Here is a 15,735-nt window from a genome sequence, read left to right as displayed (position 1 = left end):
GACACCGCGCGGTGGAAGCGTCACGGACATGAAAGGGGTGGACCTTGCCGATTGTCCTGAACGCATTTCCGCTGAAAGTCCCCGAGTTGGAGCTTGAAGTCCGCCAGATTCCCTACGACAAGGAAACCCTGGATGGCCTTCGCGCCGCTCATAAAGCGACGCACGCCTTTCGCCGGCAGGGCGACAACATCCTGATCTTCTCGGGGGACGGCACGTTCCCGGCATCTGGCACGCCGCAGACGATCGCGCTCAAGGACAACTTCGGCGTCTTCTATTCGCTGGTCAAGGACGGACTGATCCGCCATCTCGCTGGGCTGGGCCGCAACCCATCCGGCTTCAATCCCATCGAACTGGTGAGCGCCAAGCCGGAAGACAATCTTCTGGTTCCGATTCTTGGAGACGCTTACCCCTTTAAGGTTTGCGCCAAATACTCAATCGACACCCGCACTGTCCTGGGCCATCCATGCCTCGTTATTGATTGCACAACGCGCCGCGTGCTCAAAGAGAACGGCCTGTTCTTCCTGAATGCCGGGTTCGATCTTGCGGGCCGCTACGTTGTCACCGAGCAGGACGACGGATACAGAAAGCTTCTGGGGTCGGTGAGCGGCTGCAAGGGTGAAACGCTCTATGTCACGCGGCCCGACGGTCAGGTCGTTCAAGCCGAGGCGAAAAACGTTTATCTGGAGGCCAGCCGGACGAACTTCGATGACTACATTCTGCATACGCACCGCGCGCAGAAAGACGCCATCGTCGAGCGTATCCGGCAATCCGTTTCCGTATTCAATGGAGGCGAGAACAAGAAGGCCCGCATCGACACGCTCAAGAAGTACATCCAGTCGAAGACCATCCCGCTGATCGACGGAACGCGCATCGAGATCCAGGATTCACCCAATATCCAGAAGGATTGTGGGCAGATGCAGAAGCCGGTGTTCGTCTTCAACGACAACGGCGAAGCGGATTGGGCCGAGAAAGGTCTGACACAGAGCGGCCCCTATACGAAGCGCACCTTCGATAGGAACGATCCGTCGATCTGCGTGATCTGCGCCCAGCACGACAAGGGGCGCGTCGAGCAATTCGTTCGCAAGCTACTGAAAGGCATCCCGAACAGCAAGTATTTCAGCAACGGCCTTGAAGGCAAGTTCACGCTCGGAACCAGCCGCGTTGAAGTGTTCGCGACAGCCACCGACAGCGTGGATGCGTACAAGAACGCCATCGAGGCTGCGATCCGGAAGAAAGCGGATGACGGCGGGCGCTGGGACCTGGCCCTCGTGCAGGTCCGGCAGTCCTTCAAGAAGCTCAAGGTCACGGAGAATCCGTACTATCTCGGCAAGAGCCTTTTCTTCCTGCATCAGGTTCCCGTACAGGATTTCACGATAGAGCTTCTTGCGCAGTCCGACTATTCGCTCGGGTACTCGCTCAACAATATGGCGCTGGCTTGCTACGCGAAGATGGGCGGCGTCCCTTGGCTTCTCAAATCCTCACCGACTCTCTCGCACGAACTCGTGATCGGCATCGGCAGCGCGAATATCGGACAGGAGCGTGGCGCTGACAATCAGCGGATCATGGGCATCACCACCGTCTTCTCCGGAGACGGCAGCTACATCGTCTCGAATACTTCGAAGGCGGTCGTGCCGGAAGCCTACTGCGAAGCGCTGACCGCCGTGCTCGGAGAGACGATAGAGAAGATTCAGAAGCGGATGAACTGGCAGAAAGGCGACACGATCCGCCTGATCTTTCATGCGCAGGTCAAGAAGTTCAACAAGGAAGAGATCGAAGCCGTCCGCGCCGTAATCGAAAAGTACCGTGAGTATCAGATCGAGTACACCTTCCTGAAAATCTCGGAGAATCATGGTCTGCATATGTTCGACTCCGCGACGGCCGGCGTGCAGAAGGGACGACTGGCTCCGCCGCGCGGGAAGACGTTCAAGCTTTCCAAGCACGAAATGCTTGTCTACCTGATCGGCCAGCGCGAACTGCGGCAAGACACAGACGGACATCCGCGCGGCGTGATCCTTGATGTTCACAAGGACTCGACCTTCAAGGACATTACGTATCTGAGCGCCCAGCTATACAGCTTCGCATCGCATTCCTGGCGTAGTTACTTCCCCAATCCGATGCCAGTGACTATCAGCTATTCCGACCTGATCGCCCGGAATCTTGGATGGCTAAATCAGCTTCCGGGCTGGAACGACTCGGTGATGATCGGGCAATCCCAATGGTTCCTGTAGAGAAGGAAAACGCGTACCAGTTGCGCGAATATTTGCACCACAAGGTGAGCGAGAGCGCGCACGCCGATCCTTTCAAATCCTCCTTTCTGTATTTTCTTGGATTGTTGAAAGACGGCGTTCCGTCCTTCGATTTTGCGACACTCTCCTTGTATCAGCGGTGCGCGATTGCGGGCCTCGGCGTTTTGGACGAAACCGTTTCGAGTCTGGATGTCTCCCGCCTACTCGGCCAGGCCGCCAAGATCGACTCCACGCCACGCCCGTGGGTCTCCGACATGTTCGGCGTCATGGCGGTGAAGTGGCTGGCCGGGCAGATGAACGACGCGCGCATCGCCCGCGAGTTCGAGAACTGGATTTCAGGATTCCTGGCTCAGCAGGTCAGCGGCGACCACCTCAATGTGTTCGAGAAAGATATCGCGATGTATGTCCGCAGCAGCGACTCCGCTGTCCATGCGAGCGCTTGCGTGCCGCTCTTTCTTCACTATCGGCAGATACGGCGAATCGAAGACCACCAGACTCGCCTTTCCCTGATCGGCCGCTTCATGGCCGAGTTCCGGGCGCAGGCGCAAGAAGACGCTTCGACGGCGCTGTTGAGCCTAATGGTTTACGTCTTCGATCAGGTCAATCAGGACGTGGCCGTGGTGCCGCCGAAAGGCTGGAGCCTCGACGACCTCCTGGGATTTCTGGAGCATATCCCCGTCGGCCTAAAGCGGTGGACATGGGAAGACGCCGGGCGCACAAGAGGCGCGGAACCCGTCAAATGGCAGGTAGAAAACGAATACCATGTCCAAAACTTGCTCTATGTCCTACTCGCGCCGATCTTCAACGACATCGCGGACGAAGTGAACCTTCAGCCCGTCGGGCAGAAAAATCCGCGCATTGATCTCTACCTGCCGTCGCTGCATACGATCATTGAGGTCAAATACCGGAAAGACGTGAAGAAGTCCTTCCCGACGCTCATTGGCGAGATCGCCGAAGACGCGTCCCTCTATCGCGCCGACACGAAATACAAGGATGCGCGGATCGTCAGCTTCCTGTGGGACCGCACGCGCGCGACGCAAGAACATGCCAAATTCAAGGAGGGTGTCTTAAAGATCGACGGAATTGATGGGTGTGTCGTAATTAGCGCACCCTCAACAATGAGCTAGCGGGATTCAGGTTCCTGATGACCCGTGATCGCGAGCTACGGCACGTTCTGCTTTGGTCGTTGAGACCTGCCGCGCCCGGATTTTGAAGTGCAGCAAAAAGCCCCGGCGCGGTCTGCGCCGGGGCCATGCTTCACGCGGCTACCTCATGCCGCCAGCGTTTCCGCCGCTTCGGTGTCGGCCTCTGCGTCGATTTCCTGCGCCGCGCTGCCCTCTGCCGCGAACAGGGCGGGCATCCAGCCGGTGCCTTCGGCCAGACGCTCGGCCTCGCTGGCAATGTCGGTCTTCTTGAGCTTGGACAGCCGGGTGACGTGCGACGGCGCGAACTGCTGCACGGCTTCCAGAATCACGGCCTTGGACACATGGTTGAAGTAGCCTTCGGCGGTCGGCTTCCACCATGCGGCCATGTCCAGCCCGACCGCCTGCGCCAGTTCCGCGCCGGGCTGGTGCTGCGTGGCGCGTGGCGTTACCACGTCCACGCTGGCGGCCACGCATACGCCCAGCAGCCGCACCAGTTCGCCTTGCTCCATCGCCAGCAGCGCGGCAAACAGTTCGGCGCTGTCCTGCGGCAGCCGCTCGCCCCATGCCTGCCGCACTTCGCGCAGCGCCACGGCGGCGGGTGATTCCGGCCAGTCGGGCGCGTGGGTGTCCAGCCTATCCTGCATGGTCAGGCGCACACCGAGCGGCAAGTCGTGGCCGTAGTGATCTTCCTGCAAGACGGTCTGCACCATGCGATGCACCAGCGCGGCCAGCGCCACCTGCGGGTGCCGGGCCACTTCGATTTGCAGCGCGGCGGTGCGGTGCGCGCTCAGGCGTTGCGCCAGCCGGTCGGACAGGTTCGCAGCCTTGGGCGGCGCGGCGTCCTCGCCTTCGTCGTCGTTCGCGTCTTCCGTTCCGGTGAAGCCTTGGCGCAGCTTTTCCAGTGTGCGCAGTGCCTTGGCCTCGGCCTCGCGCAGCAGCCCGCGATGAATCGCGGCCTCACCGTCGCGGTCGATGGTGACGATGACACCGGCGACGGCGCGCACGTCCGGGACGTAGCCTTTCAGGGCGTCCTGCACGGCTTGCAGTTCTGCGGCCACCAGCTCGCGCTGCTGTTCCAGCGCCTCGGCCTTGTCTTCGTCCTCGGCGTCGTAGGCGTCTTCCAGCGCCCGGTCGATCTTGTCGAGACGGGCTTGCAGCGAAGCGATGCGGCGGGCCTCGCGGGCGTTCGGTTCGCGCTGCTCACGCGGGGCGTTCTGGAACGCCTGCCGTTCGGCGTAGCTCAGGTGCGGCACGGCTTCCACCCATGCCCAACCCTCGGTGCGCACGTCCTCGGCCAGCGCATCCAGCTTGCCGCGCACCAGTTTTTCCAGCAGCGGGGCATCGACCAGAAAGGTGCCGCTGTCGTCGTCGGCGAACAGGTCGCGGCGGATGCCACCGCCCGCCGCCGTGTAGGCGTCCAGCCCGGCGAAACGCACCAGCGGGTGCGTGGCGTCGATCTCGCGTTCGGTCAGGCGTTCGCGCAGCGCGGATGCGCCGCGCTGCCATTCCGGCGCACCGTAGAACGCGGCCTCCTGCGCGGCGTGGTCGTCGGTGATGGTCAGCGCCATCAACTGTTCCAGCGTCACGGCTCCGGCCCGGTAATCGGCCATCAGGCGCGGCGAGACGTTGGCGAGTTTAAGGCGGCGCTGCACCACCAGCGGGGACACGCCGAAGTCGGCGGCAATGTCCTCGATGGGGCGGCCTTCCTCGACCAGTGCGGCGAACGCCTCGAACTGGTCGGCGGGGTGCATCTGCTCGCGCAGCAGGTTTTCGGCGAGGCTCACGGTGCGGGCGCTGCTGTCTGCCACCAGCAGGCACGGCACCTCAAAGTCGGCGGGGATGCGCTTCTTCTTCGCCAGCAGCTTCAAGGCAGTGAGGCGACGATCACCGGCCACCACTTCGTACTGCTCGCCATCGGCGGCAAGGATGACGATCAGATTTTGCAGCAGGCCAATGCGGGAAATGCTCGCGGCCAGTTCGGGGATGGACAGGCGCGGGGTCGTGCGCGCGTTGCGCTTGGAGCGACGCGGCAGCAACTGCGACAGCGGAACCAGAATCAGGTTCTTGGTGGGGTCGGCCACTTCCAGCGTGGCGGCGGTGTGGATGGCGCGGGTTTCGGTTTGGGTTACGGCGTTCATGGTGATGACTCCTAGAGAATGAGAGAAACGAGGGAATGAATGGAGGGGCTGCCCGCCCCTCCGCGTGGGGTTCAGGCTTTCAACTGGCGCATACCATCGGCGAGCAGCCACAAGGCGCGGTTCAGGCGCACGGATTGGTCGATGCCTTGCACGGGGCGCGTGCGCTGGCGGCGTCCGTTGGCGCTGCGGCCTATCAGTCCGCCTTGCGTCAAGTTCTCCTGCGTGCGGTTGAACACGCTCCACAGGTCGGGGCGGCGGTCGTCGAAGCGGCGCGAGGCCAGCACTTGGCTTTCGGTGATCGGTGCGGGCTTGTCCGGGTCGTCGTACTTGAGAGCCAGCGCGGCGCGGGCGAAGACTTCGGCCTCGCCGCTGTCTAGCGTGATGGCCTGCATGGCATCGCGGGATTCCTGCGCACGCTCGAAGCCGTGCAAGACCTCATAAGCGCCTTCGATGACGTGGCCCGCCACGTCGCCCTTGTGAGGCACGCGCACGTCCGCCACGGTGTCGCCGCAGACAAGGCCATTGCTGCACACGAAACGGAACATCCCGGCCAGCATCTGGTAGCTGCTGGTGCCGTCGTGCGAGTTCAGCAGGATGATTTCGTTGGCTTCGCTGCCGTTGATTTGGCTGGCGTGGCGCAGTCGAATCATGTGCTTGGTGTAGTCGCGGCGGTCGTCCTGCCGCACGCGGGTCTGGCACACCATGAAGGGTTGGAATCCTTCGCCGCGCAGTTCGGCCAGCACCGTGGCGGTGGGGATATAGCTGTACCGTTCGGAGCGGCTGCCGTGCGGGGCTTCCGCGAAAATGGACGGCGCCACACGGCGAATCTGGTCATCCGACAAGGGGTGTTCCGAGCGCAGCACCGGGGATCGGGATGCGAAACGGGAGGCAAGTTGCATGGTCTTTCTCCTGACAAAGGGTTTGCTGTTGAAACCCCACCGGATTCCTAGATTCGGAGCCCGCCTTTCGGCTTTCCGGTGGGGTCGGCGCGGAGACCTGGGCCGGCCTCGTTGCCACCGTCTTTCCTGAGTTCATCGCCCGCGACGGTCAGGAGCGCGCGGACGGGGGCCGTCAAGGAAACAAGCGACGGGTTGGTGCGGCCCGCAGCGCAGCGAGGACACGGCCCGGCGCGCCTTGACGGCACACGGGCGCGGGCTACAGTCGCGGATGAGGTGATGAGCGAGGGAAGACGGCGGTTGTGGCAACGGCCGCAGATGGCGCCGACCCCACGCAAGCGAAGCGCGCAGGCCCGGATCGAGGAGCCGGGCCGAAGGCGTCAGCCGAGCGGAGCGAGGGAACGATGGAAGCCCGCACGGGGCGAGACGCCGAAGGTGGCTCGATGCGCAGCACGACAGCGCGACCGGCTAACTAGCCGGAGACGCTCGAATCGAAGTGTGAGTCGTGCAGTGCGCCTACGATCACGTAAAGTCGCAGACAACAGGCGTGCGGAAGTTAAGGGTCAAGTAGCCAAAGCACATAAATAACCGATGAAGCGACTTAACTATTTTGCGCGAGGGACATAGATGATTCCGAGGTTCAATACCGACATCGTTGGGGCAATCGTCCAGGCAGATTGCCGAGGCGTTCCCTATGAAGAAATGAGGGATCTCTACATCCAACGGAATGTCTTTGAGGTAGCTCTTGACGCCCCCGTGTATCGAATCATGGAACTCCAATACTTCCGCGAGGATTTAAGCAGAAAGTGTCTTACCTACACCAAGATCGACAAATCAAACTGGGGCGATTCATCGGAGAATCCACTGCTCGACCGGGAGTTCAAGGATGTTGTCACGGGCGCACCACTGACGCTCAATGGCGTGGTTGCCTCGGTCTACGGCTCCTGCTGGTCGGCCACGGCCCTTGACGCGCAATCAGACTGGGCAATTTTTTCTCGTCGCAATCCCTCCGTGCGCGTGCAATCGACACCCAGGAAGCTACTGGACGCTGCGATGAGCAGAGGCAACGAGTTCTATATGCTGCAACACGTCATCGGCAAGATGCAGTACGCCACAGACGCCGAAATAGAGGCGCATTTCTCCGATCAAAACTGGGAGAAGCATCTCGACAGCCTTGGGCAAGGGATTGCAGCGTCCTTCTTGCGGTTAAACAATAATCTTTCGAGCGAAGATGAAGTCAGGCTCCTCTACGACCACACTGATGGGGCGTGGCCCAAGTCCAATGTTCGGATCGTAGATCGCTTCGCAAAGGTGCCATTCGATTGGCTTGCTGCGGTCAATGGCGTGGTAGTTGGCCCCTTTGTGTCCGATGGGGGCGAAGCAATAGTCCGCAGCGAATTGCAAGGCTTCGGGATCAACTGCGCGGTGTCGAGCAGTCCAACCAGAACTAGCGTCGGCTAAGATCAGGACACTAGGCGCAGCAGAAAAAAAGCGCGCCGCCCCGCAGGACGACGCGCCGGATGGTTGCCGCGCGATCAGTGCGCGACCATCGACTGCAACTGCTCGATGACGCCAGGCTCAACGAAGACGCACGGCTGCTTGTCCGCGATCGGCACGTTGAACACCTTGGCGAACACCTCGCGTTTCAGGTGCGCCAGGCGGCCCGTGCGATGCGCCTGTTCAGGCTTCAAGCGACCACCACCCGCCGGCGAGCCACTGCGCTGCGGGTCGCATTCAACCAAGGCGACAAAGCCGTCATCGGACAGCTTCTGGTGTTCGGTGCACAGGCCCCAGCCTGTCGTCGTGTGGCGTTCCAGGCTCGCGCGCAGGCGCTTGTCGAGAAGAAGGTTGCCAGTGTCGTAAGCGACGCCGCAGACAAGGCAGACATGACGTTCCAGTGAAACATGCGATTTGTCGTTCATGATGACGATCTCCGGTTGCAGGGGCGGAATTGCCCGGAACCGTCGCCAGCACGGCGCAGCGCAAGCAGTCACAGGGTCGAAGACGGCCGCCAGGACGCCAGCGCGCAAGGCGCGCGCCGCCCTTGACGGCGAGAACGCCGTGATACGGTGAAGGGAACAGCAAGACCGCCCATCCCGACCTCCAACGAAGGCACGGACAGGCAAGCGGAGCGCGCAGGCCCGCAGGGCCGGAGATCGTCGGCATCGGACGCAGCAAAAAGGGGGCCGAAGCCCCCGCGATCACAACAGCCCCCGTTCGGCGAAGGACGCTGTGGACTCGCCACCGACAACGATGTGATCCAGTGCACGCACGTCCACCAGCGCCAGCGCATCCTTGAGCCGCTGGGTGATCTGTCTGTCGGCCTGACTCGGCTCAGGGTTCCCACTCGGATGGTTGTGCGAGAAAATCACAGCCGCCGCATTGAGCCGCAACGCCGTCTTCACGACTTCGCGCGGATACACCGCCGCCGAGTCGATGGTGCCGCGGAACAGCTCGGCGTACTCGATCAGCCGATGCTGGCTGTCGAGGAACAGTGCCGCGAAGACTTCGTACTCGAAGCCGGCCAGCTTGGTGCGCAGGTAGTCCTTGACCAGCATCGGCGATGTGAACAGCGCACCGCGCGGGATCTTCTGGTCGATGACCTGGCGGGCCGCCTCCAGGATCTGATCGGCGGTGGCCAGCATGTAGCGCCCCTGGCTGTCACGCACCAGCAGCGAGGAATCGAAAGCGAGAGAGAGTTGCGACATGATCGTGCTCCGGTTGCTCGGGCGGAATTGCCCGGAACCGGCGCCAGCACGGCGCAGCGCAAGCTGTCATAGGGTCATGGACGGCCACGGCCGCAAGCGTGCGAGCACGCGCAGCCCTTGACGGCGAGAACGCCGTGGTACGGTGAAGGGAACAGCAAGACCGCCCATTCCCACCTCCAACGAAGGCACGGGTAGGCAAGCGGAGCGCGCAGGCCCTCAAGGGCCGGAGGCGTCAGCCGAGCAGAGCGAGGGAACGATGGAAGCCCGCATGGGGCGAGACTCGCGCAGCGAGGCTCGATGCGCAGCACGACAGCGCGACGGCGGCACGCCGGGACGCACGGATTCCCTCCCTGAATATCCTTGTGGAGTGAACCCTATGCGGCATTTATAGTTGTCTGTCGGCCGGCTGTCGGGTTGCTGTCGTGTTGTCCTTGTTCCTGGCTCCCCATACTTCGCCACGTCTACTGAAAACGAAGGAGCCGCCCATGAACACTACAGAACATGCTCAACAAACCCGTCTGCTGACCCCGGCCGAACTGGCCGTGTGCATCAAGATGTTCCGCGAGATGCGGCAGTGGTCACAGGAACAGTTGGCCGCGATTTCCGGCCTCAACGTGCGGACGATCCAGCGGGTCGAGCAAGGCTTGTCCGCCAGTCTTGATACACGTCGTGCTCTTGCTAGGGCGTTCGAGTTCGAGGACATCGACGCACTCAACAAGCCGTTCACCATTCCGTCCGAGGAAGAATTCAAGGCCGAGAAAGAAAAGTTCGATCGGGAGCACGTCACGCTGACGGCCACCCCACTGACAACAGGCAAGCAGTTGGCCAAGTTGGCCGAGTCCTGCACGATGGACTTGTCAGAGCCAGCCTTCGAGCTGACCCGCGAAGCGGACGAGACATTCGCCATGCTGGTGGACTACTTCCGCGACTACCGGGACTGCGCCGATGCCTACAGCGAAACGCAGAAGTTCGAGATATACGACGAGATGCAATCCCACATCGACGCGCTCAAGGCGCTCGGCGTCTCACTGCGCAGTGCCACGCGCAAGGTGCAGGTAAAGTGGGGTTTGGAGCAGGACAGCAAGCCGATGCCTGCCAGCGTGTTGTACGTGGTGGCTTTCCCACTCGGTAAGGAGCCGGAGCAGTTTGCAACGCCGAAGTCTGCCGGCATCCGCCTGTAGCGCGGAATGCGTCAGGGTCGGTTCGAGGTCATCACCATGCTTTAAACTTGAACAGCCGTCCCCGCTCACCCTCGTCATGCAACGTCACGACAATTTCGTCCGCGGCAAACACCGGCTCATCGTCATCGGCACGCGCTGGCAAGTCCGAATCGATCAGCGTGATGGTGGGCTGTAGCCCCAGTTCGGCGTATCGGTGAATGACCGCTAACAGGTTCTCCTTTTTGCGATCATCCAGCGACTCGAACACACCATCGTGATAGACGAAGCGCGGGAACTTGTCGTCGAGGTGGGCACGCAATACAGCAAGGTCGAAGGCAATGCACAGTAGCTTGCGATACGTGTATCCAAGGTCGGCGCTGGTCGCATTGCCCGATTCATCCAAAATCTCCGCCTTGAACTCAAGGTGCCCTGCCTGATTTGGCGAGACGCTCAGCAATGCCTTGCGGTCGATCACTTCTTCAACGATTTCGCTGAAAAAGACCCGAATCGACGAAAACAAACTATCCGGGTCCGAGTTCTGCTTTTCGACGTCAGCTTCTATCTGGGTTTGCAGATGACCGCGCGCCTCCGTCAGCGCCCTAATGTCAGTGCGCAATTCCTGCAAACGGTGCAGGAAGCCGCGCTGGCGCTCTAGGGATGTGATGTCGGCGCGCAGTGTTACCATTTCGTCGGAAACTTGTCTGTACTTTCCGAAAATGTCGGTTTCGCTCAGAAATGAAAGCATGTCCGAGCGCTTTTTACCCAGCGACCCGAGTTCAGCATTGACACGCTTCAGCTCGGCTTCGATCTCCACACGCTCTTCCTGAAGATAGCCACGACGCTCATCCGTGATCGCCCGGTTGAAGGCGATCAATTGTTGGAAGTCCTTCTTGACCTGCCCCTTGAAAAGGACACCCGCTTCCTCGAACAAGCGCTGGGCTTCCTCCGGATTAAACAGAATCTGATCTTCCTCCAGCGAAGTCAGTATCTTCTTTCTGTTCTGAGTTAGCGAATAGCGCTCGCTGTTGAGTGTCGCGATACGCTCATCTATGCCATCGACCAACTGCTTGGTTCGATCCTTATCCTGAGCACGAAAATCAAAGGCATCAAGAAGCTTCTGCTTCTTCTCTGCCTCCTTCTGCTTGAGTAAGAGGATGCCTTCGATCTTGCTGATGTCCTCAATCGACCCACCCAGTTCGTTCTTAATAGTCTGGGCAGTATCTTGCCTTTTGGAGAGTTCATCTTCCTTCTCATAATGCGAAGCGATTAGTTTCGCGTTGAAACCCAGCATATGCGCAAGAAATGGTTTCCAATCGGCATGCTTGGACGCGAACTTGCGCAGTTGGAATACCTCGCGAAAGTCCTCCTGCGAGCGCAGCAGATAGCCCAATCCCTTGCGATATGACCATGGCTTTAGTGCGCGCCAATCGAGTAGGCCATCGAGCAGATCGCGGGCGCGCTCGAAAGCCACATCCTGGTGGTCCCATGCCAAGATCGACAACGCAGAGAAGTCCTGGTGTCCCGCTTCGTGCTTCTTGAAGCTGATCTTGGTTGCCTCCTCCACGCTACGCCGTATCGTAACGAATGAGGCGTCTTCCAGCTCGATCTCTAAGAAGAAAACGAAATCTCTGAAACGATCAAGGTGCTTGAAAAGGAAGAACTTGGCGTCACGTCCAGCTAAGAATCCGAAATCGAGCAAACGCCCCAGGGTCGTCTTTCCAAGATTGTGAGTATCCTTCTCGCGATTCTCCGGGAGACGAATCTCAGCCATGATGACATTCAAGCCCTGCACAAAGTCGACGGGCTCGAACAAGTCCGGCTTGTTTGAATAAAGTCTAGACAGCTTCATTTGGCCCCACATATTCCACGGCGTCGGTCTTGGGGCGATAGTCGATCAGTCCCATTAGATAGAGAAAATTTAGCGCCGGTAGGAATAACACATCGCCTCCGGTAACGGTCTTCTTCGCATACTTGCGCAGTGCGCCGTATTCATCCACGCGGCGATCTTTCAGTCGCATCAGCAACAACAACGCAACGTTAATAACCGTGCGATCCGGGTGCGAGTGTTTAGTCGGCCGCAGCATCGCTTACCTCCCCAATATCGCAGTTCCAGTACATGTAGAACAGCACGGCACGGGTCAAGCGCTTGTGTGCATGCTGTCGCAACACGGGATCGCGGTTGAATAGGAGGTCTACCAAGTACTCCATTACGTCATCGAAGGTCTGGTAGTCCTTGCGCTTGGCAATAATCTTGAGTTGAAACTCATCGACCACAGATTCATACATGCGCAACAGCTCAAGGTTTTCCGGCGCGGCCAGGAATGCACGAATCTGCGCAGTTTCCTTCAGGTATTTCTTGCGTTGCGCCTTGGCGTACTCGGCGCTCATGTTGTTCAGGAGATTCTTCTGCTCATAGGTGACCCGCTCAGTGGGTGGATCGTCGAGCAATGCCGATATACTGTCCTTCTGCCGGGCCAGCGCCTGTACGACCTCAGCAAGATCGTCCGGACTAACGATCAAGGGCGAATCGACCGGGTCGAGATCGGCCTTTCCTGCTACGTCAGGAAACGTCTTCAACAGGACTTCCAATTGCTCCAGGCCACACAAGTAGATCGATGAATCAGGGATACCGCATTGCGCTGCGATGTACGCGCGTATCTCGCTCTCGGCATTGCCAGCCAACCGTCGATTGGCAAACAGCATGTAGTGGTCGAGCTGCTTGGCCTCACGTAGCTTCTTGATGCGTGGAATCTCCTTGGCGAGTACCGTGTTCGCCGCGTTCGTACTGAAAAAGTCTGGCTCCGAGAAATTCCGGTTGTAGCCGTTGGTGTGCTTGGCCTGGACGATGGTCGTGCCAACCCAAGGCGCAGCTTTGCTTGGATGTAGCTCGGACGTGCCAACGAATTTAGCATCGCGTCCTCCATCAGGCCCCTTGGCGAAACCTTGCACGGAAATGCCAAGCAGATGCTGGCACAAGAAAACGATCAGTTTTTCGAACTGATCGTCGCTCATATCCTCGTAGGCGAACTTCATCTCACCCCCGAGCTAAGTGTCAGCGGACCGCTCATCACACGGCAACCGTAATGCCGGCCGCATGCGCGCGACGCGCAGGCTGTACGACGATCTCGACATGCTGGTCGAGCGACACCAGTGCCTGCATCAGCCGTTCAAGAGAAATGTTCTGTAGCTTGTAGCGGCGAACTTGGGACACCTTGGGCTGCGTCATACCGGTAATGGCGGCCGCTTCCGTCTGGCTAAGATCGCGTTTGTCAATTAGCTCGTTGAGCTTGACCGCAAGAGCGGCCTTCGCTGACAGTTCCTCCGCATCATCGAAGCCGAGGTCTGCCAACACGTTGTCGGTGCCTTGAGGATTAGCTTTGCGCGTCATTACGATCTCCCGCTCAACCCATAACGGGCGAGCACTGCCTTCAACCGCTTCTCGATCAACTCCACGTCCGGCTGTGGCGTAGCAATTCCGGACTTGGATTTCTTCTGAAACGCATGTAGCACATGCACAACATCGCCGACGCGCACGGTGTAGACCGCGCGAAAGGTGTCGCCCCGGTGGTCCTCCACTAGCTCATAAACACCAGGGCCGAGACCTTTCCAGAGTTTCGCCGAATCAGGTGTTCGGCCCAACTGCACGACGAACAGCGCGACGCCCATGTCCTTCTGAACGGGAATGGGGAACTCCTTGAAGTCCTTCTTCGAGGAGCCCTCCCAATACAGGAACTTACGTTTCTCAGACATAGATTATACCCGTTCGGATATGAGACGCAAGAGCCGAATTGTCGCGTCAGCGTCGCGACAATTCGGCCCGCACCGGCTGCGATCGGCAGTGGTAGAAATGAGGCCCCAAGTCATGCCGTTGCCTCCTCACGACGCTGCGCCCCAGTGATCGTCTTGCGCCGGTTTGCCACCAGTTCCGCCGCCTGGCGCACCGGGTCGTCCTCGGTGTGGACGTAGCGCATGAACATCGCCACGGTCTTGTGCGCGGTCAGCACCATGCCGACCTTCACCGGGATGCCCGAATTGGCGATATCGGTGGCCGAGCGGTGGCGGATGCCGTGCGTGCCGACGTGCGTCACGCCGGCCGCCTTGAGGGTGCGCTTCCAACCGCCGTAATGCTCCCCATAGGTCATGTGCGTGAGGGGATTGCGCGGCGACGGCAGCACATAGCGCGAGCCTTCCCGCCTCGGCGCTGTCGAAAGCAACCGGTAGGCTTCCTCGCTCATGGGCTTGGACATGCAGCCGGTCTTGCTGTCGGGCCAGACCACGCGGCGGTTCTCCAGGTCGATCCACTCCCATTCGAGCAGCACGATTTCGGAACGGCGGGCCGCAAACTCGAATTGCAGGCGGATCGCCAGCGGGATGACATAGGGCTCGATACCCTCGGCTTCCACCTTGTCGAGTTGCTTGAACAGCTTGCTCATTTCCTCGTCGCTGATGAGGTGGGTTGTCTTGCCAGCGGGATACATCGGGACGTGACGGCATGGGTTCGTGCCGTCGGGCCTGTGGCCCCACACCTCGGCCATGTTGAACATCTTGCGCATGACGCTGAAGGTGCGGTTCGCCTCTGCCGGCTTGTGCTCCAGCTTCTTCATCATCGCCGCGACATCCGGGCGCTTCACATCCTGCACCTTCATGCGGCCCAGGATCGGGATGATGTTGCGGTCGATGACGCCCTGATAGCCTCGTTGCGTACTGGGCTTGTTGCGTTGCTTGGAGTAGTCCCCCATGAACGTCGCGCAGAGTTCCTTGACCGTGGGCGCCTTGCGCGCCTCGGTTTTGGCCGCGCCCGGATCGCCGCCCCGGCGAACCTCAGCCAGCCAGTTCTGCGCCAGCGAGCGGGCTTGCTCTACGGTCAGCTCTCCGTACAGGCCCAGCGCCGGCTTGCGGCGCTCGCCGGCATTCGTCCGGTACTGGAGCATGAAGACCTTGCGGCCGGCCGGTGTAATCTTGCACAGGAAGCCGGGAACAAGCGTGTCGCGCAGCTCGATGGGCTGCGCCTGGGGTTGTGCCGCATCGACTGCGGACTTGGTGAGTTTGATCTTGGCCATGATGACTCCTGGGAAAGACACGGTTTCCAGGAGCCTGTTAGGAGCCAAGCGGACGGAAGCCGGGTCAAGTTTCGGAAAGCACCGGCATAGGATGAACTCACGTAAGTTCTTGATAAACCTGCCACAACGAGCTGTGGCGTAGTCCAGCGAAGTTCGGTGCTGGAGTCATGGTGAAATAAAAAAGGCGCCATCCCTGCGGATGGCGCCTTTTTTCGCACTGTGTCAATGTCCCGGTGGCCAGGCGTTAGGCTTTCAATGGGCCGACGGTCAATGTCAAGCTGACCGCCACGCGGCGCGCGCTCAGTGTGAGCGTCCAGTCAGCCCATCTTGAAAGCCGAGGCGGTTCATAGGAGCCTCGAGTCCACTTCAACTCTTGGTGGAC

14 protein-coding genes are annotated in these 15,735 nt (G+C 60.1%); 4 read left to right on the top strand and 10 right to left on the bottom strand.

Annotation, left to right across the window (positions count from 1 at the left end; all coding sequences use genetic code 11):
• Positions 1-44 precede the first annotated feature (44 nt).
• Together BN948_RS00065 and BN948_RS00060 are read left to right on the top strand one after the other, a co-directional pair.
• Positions 45-2,228 carry an argonaute/piwi family protein gene (locus BN948_RS00065; protein WP_035619941.1) on the top strand — a complete coding sequence of 728 codons (2,184 nt, stop codon included), beginning with the start codon at positions 45-47 and terminating at the stop codon, positions 2,226-2,228.
• A complete protein-coding gene (locus BN948_RS00060; protein WP_238327217.1) occupies positions 2,162-3,373 on the top strand; it encodes a PD-(D/E)XK nuclease domain-containing protein in 1,212 nt (403 codons plus the stop codon). The genes BN948_RS00065 and BN948_RS00060 overlap by 67 nt, the downstream gene beginning before the upstream one ends.
• Before the next feature lie 143 nt (positions 3,374-3,516).
• On the opposite strand, the gene BN948_RS00055 is transcribed toward BN948_RS00060, so the two are convergent.
• Positions 3,517-5,529, bottom strand: coding sequence for a ParB/RepB/Spo0J family partition protein (locus BN948_RS00055; protein ID WP_035619934.1), 2,013 nt, complete (start codon positions 5,527-5,529; stop codon positions 3,517-3,519).
• A gap of 71 nt (positions 5,530-5,600) precedes the next feature.
• Positions 5,601-6,428, bottom strand: a complete 828-nt coding sequence (locus BN948_RS00050) for a DUF932 domain-containing protein (protein WP_035619931.1) — start codon at positions 6,426-6,428, stop codon at positions 5,601-5,603.
• A gap of 624 nt (positions 6,429-7,052) precedes the next feature.
• On the opposite strand from BN948_RS00050, the gene BN948_RS00045 reads away from it, so the two are divergent.
• Complete coding sequence (locus BN948_RS00045; protein ID WP_035619928.1) at positions 7,053-7,886, top strand: hypothetical protein; 834 nt, start codon at positions 7,053-7,055, stop codon at positions 7,884-7,886.
• Positions 7,887-7,960: 74 nt separating this feature from the next.
• On the opposite strand, the gene BN948_RS00040 is transcribed toward BN948_RS00045, so the two are convergent.
• Together BN948_RS00040 and radC are read right to left on the bottom strand one after the other, a co-directional pair.
• Complete coding sequence (locus BN948_RS00040; protein ID WP_035619926.1) at positions 7,961-8,347, bottom strand: hypothetical protein; 387 nt, start codon at positions 8,345-8,347, stop codon at positions 7,961-7,963.
• A gap of 279 nt (positions 8,348-8,626) precedes the next feature.
• Entirely contained in the window at positions 8,627-9,133 is a 507-nt protein-coding gene (gene radC, locus BN948_RS00035) for a RadC family protein (RefSeq protein ID WP_035619923.1), read from the bottom strand.
• Positions 9,134-9,618: 485 nt separating this feature from the next.
• On the opposite strand from radC, the gene BN948_RS00030 reads away from it, so the two are divergent.
• The gene (locus BN948_RS00030; protein WP_035619921.1) at positions 9,619-10,314 is read left to right on the top strand and encodes a helix-turn-helix domain-containing protein; all 696 of its coding nucleotides are present in this window, start codon (positions 9,619-9,621) and stop codon (positions 10,312-10,314) included.
• A gap of 31 nt (positions 10,315-10,345) precedes the next feature.
• Here the strand turns inward: BN948_RS00030 and BN948_RS00025 are convergent, their stop codons facing one another.
• From BN948_RS00025 to BN948_RS00005, 6 genes are all read right to left on the bottom strand, one after another.
• Positions 10,346-12,106: a DUF2326 domain-containing protein gene (locus BN948_RS00025; protein WP_236953862.1), complete on the bottom strand. Its 1,761-nt coding sequence runs from the start codon at positions 12,104-12,106 to the stop codon at positions 10,346-10,348.
• A 22-nt stretch (positions 12,107-12,128) separates the two neighbouring features.
• The gene (locus tag BN948_RS25955) at positions 12,129-12,377 is read right to left on the bottom strand and encodes an ABC-three component system middle component 8 (RefSeq protein ID WP_009518513.1); all 249 of its coding nucleotides are present in this window, start codon (positions 12,375-12,377) and stop codon (positions 12,129-12,131) included.
• Complete coding sequence (locus BN948_RS00020) at positions 12,361-13,326, bottom strand: ABC-three component system protein (protein ID WP_009518512.1); 966 nt, start codon at positions 13,324-13,326, stop codon at positions 12,361-12,363. The genes BN948_RS25955 and BN948_RS00020 overlap by 17 nt, the downstream gene beginning before the upstream one ends.
• A gap of 34 nt (positions 13,327-13,360) precedes the next feature.
• Positions 13,361-13,681: a helix-turn-helix domain-containing protein gene (locus BN948_RS00015; RefSeq protein WP_009518511.1), complete on the bottom strand. Its 321-nt coding sequence runs from the start codon at positions 13,679-13,681 to the stop codon at positions 13,361-13,363.
• Positions 13,681-14,043 (bottom strand): type II toxin-antitoxin system RelE/ParE family toxin, encoded by a 363-nt coding sequence (locus tag BN948_RS00010; RefSeq protein WP_009518510.1) that lies wholly within the window; start codon positions 14,041-14,043, stop codon positions 13,681-13,683. The genes BN948_RS00015 and BN948_RS00010 overlap by 1 nt, the downstream gene beginning before the upstream one ends.
• 110 nt (positions 14,044-14,153) lie before the next feature.
• Positions 14,154-15,353, bottom strand: coding sequence for a tyrosine-type recombinase/integrase (locus BN948_RS00005; RefSeq protein ID WP_009518509.1), 1,200 nt, complete (start codon positions 15,351-15,353; stop codon positions 14,154-14,156).
• Positions 15,354-15,735: the final 382 nt, after the last annotated feature.

This window comes from Hydrogenophaga intermedia (assembly GCF_000723405.1).
In the GTDB taxonomy this organism is placed as follows: Bacteria; Pseudomonadota; Gammaproteobacteria; order Burkholderiales; family Burkholderiaceae_C; genus Hydrogenophaga; species Hydrogenophaga intermedia.
Note: the sequence above shows the minus strand (reverse complement) of the source record. Positions and strands in the feature narration are given on the sequence as shown.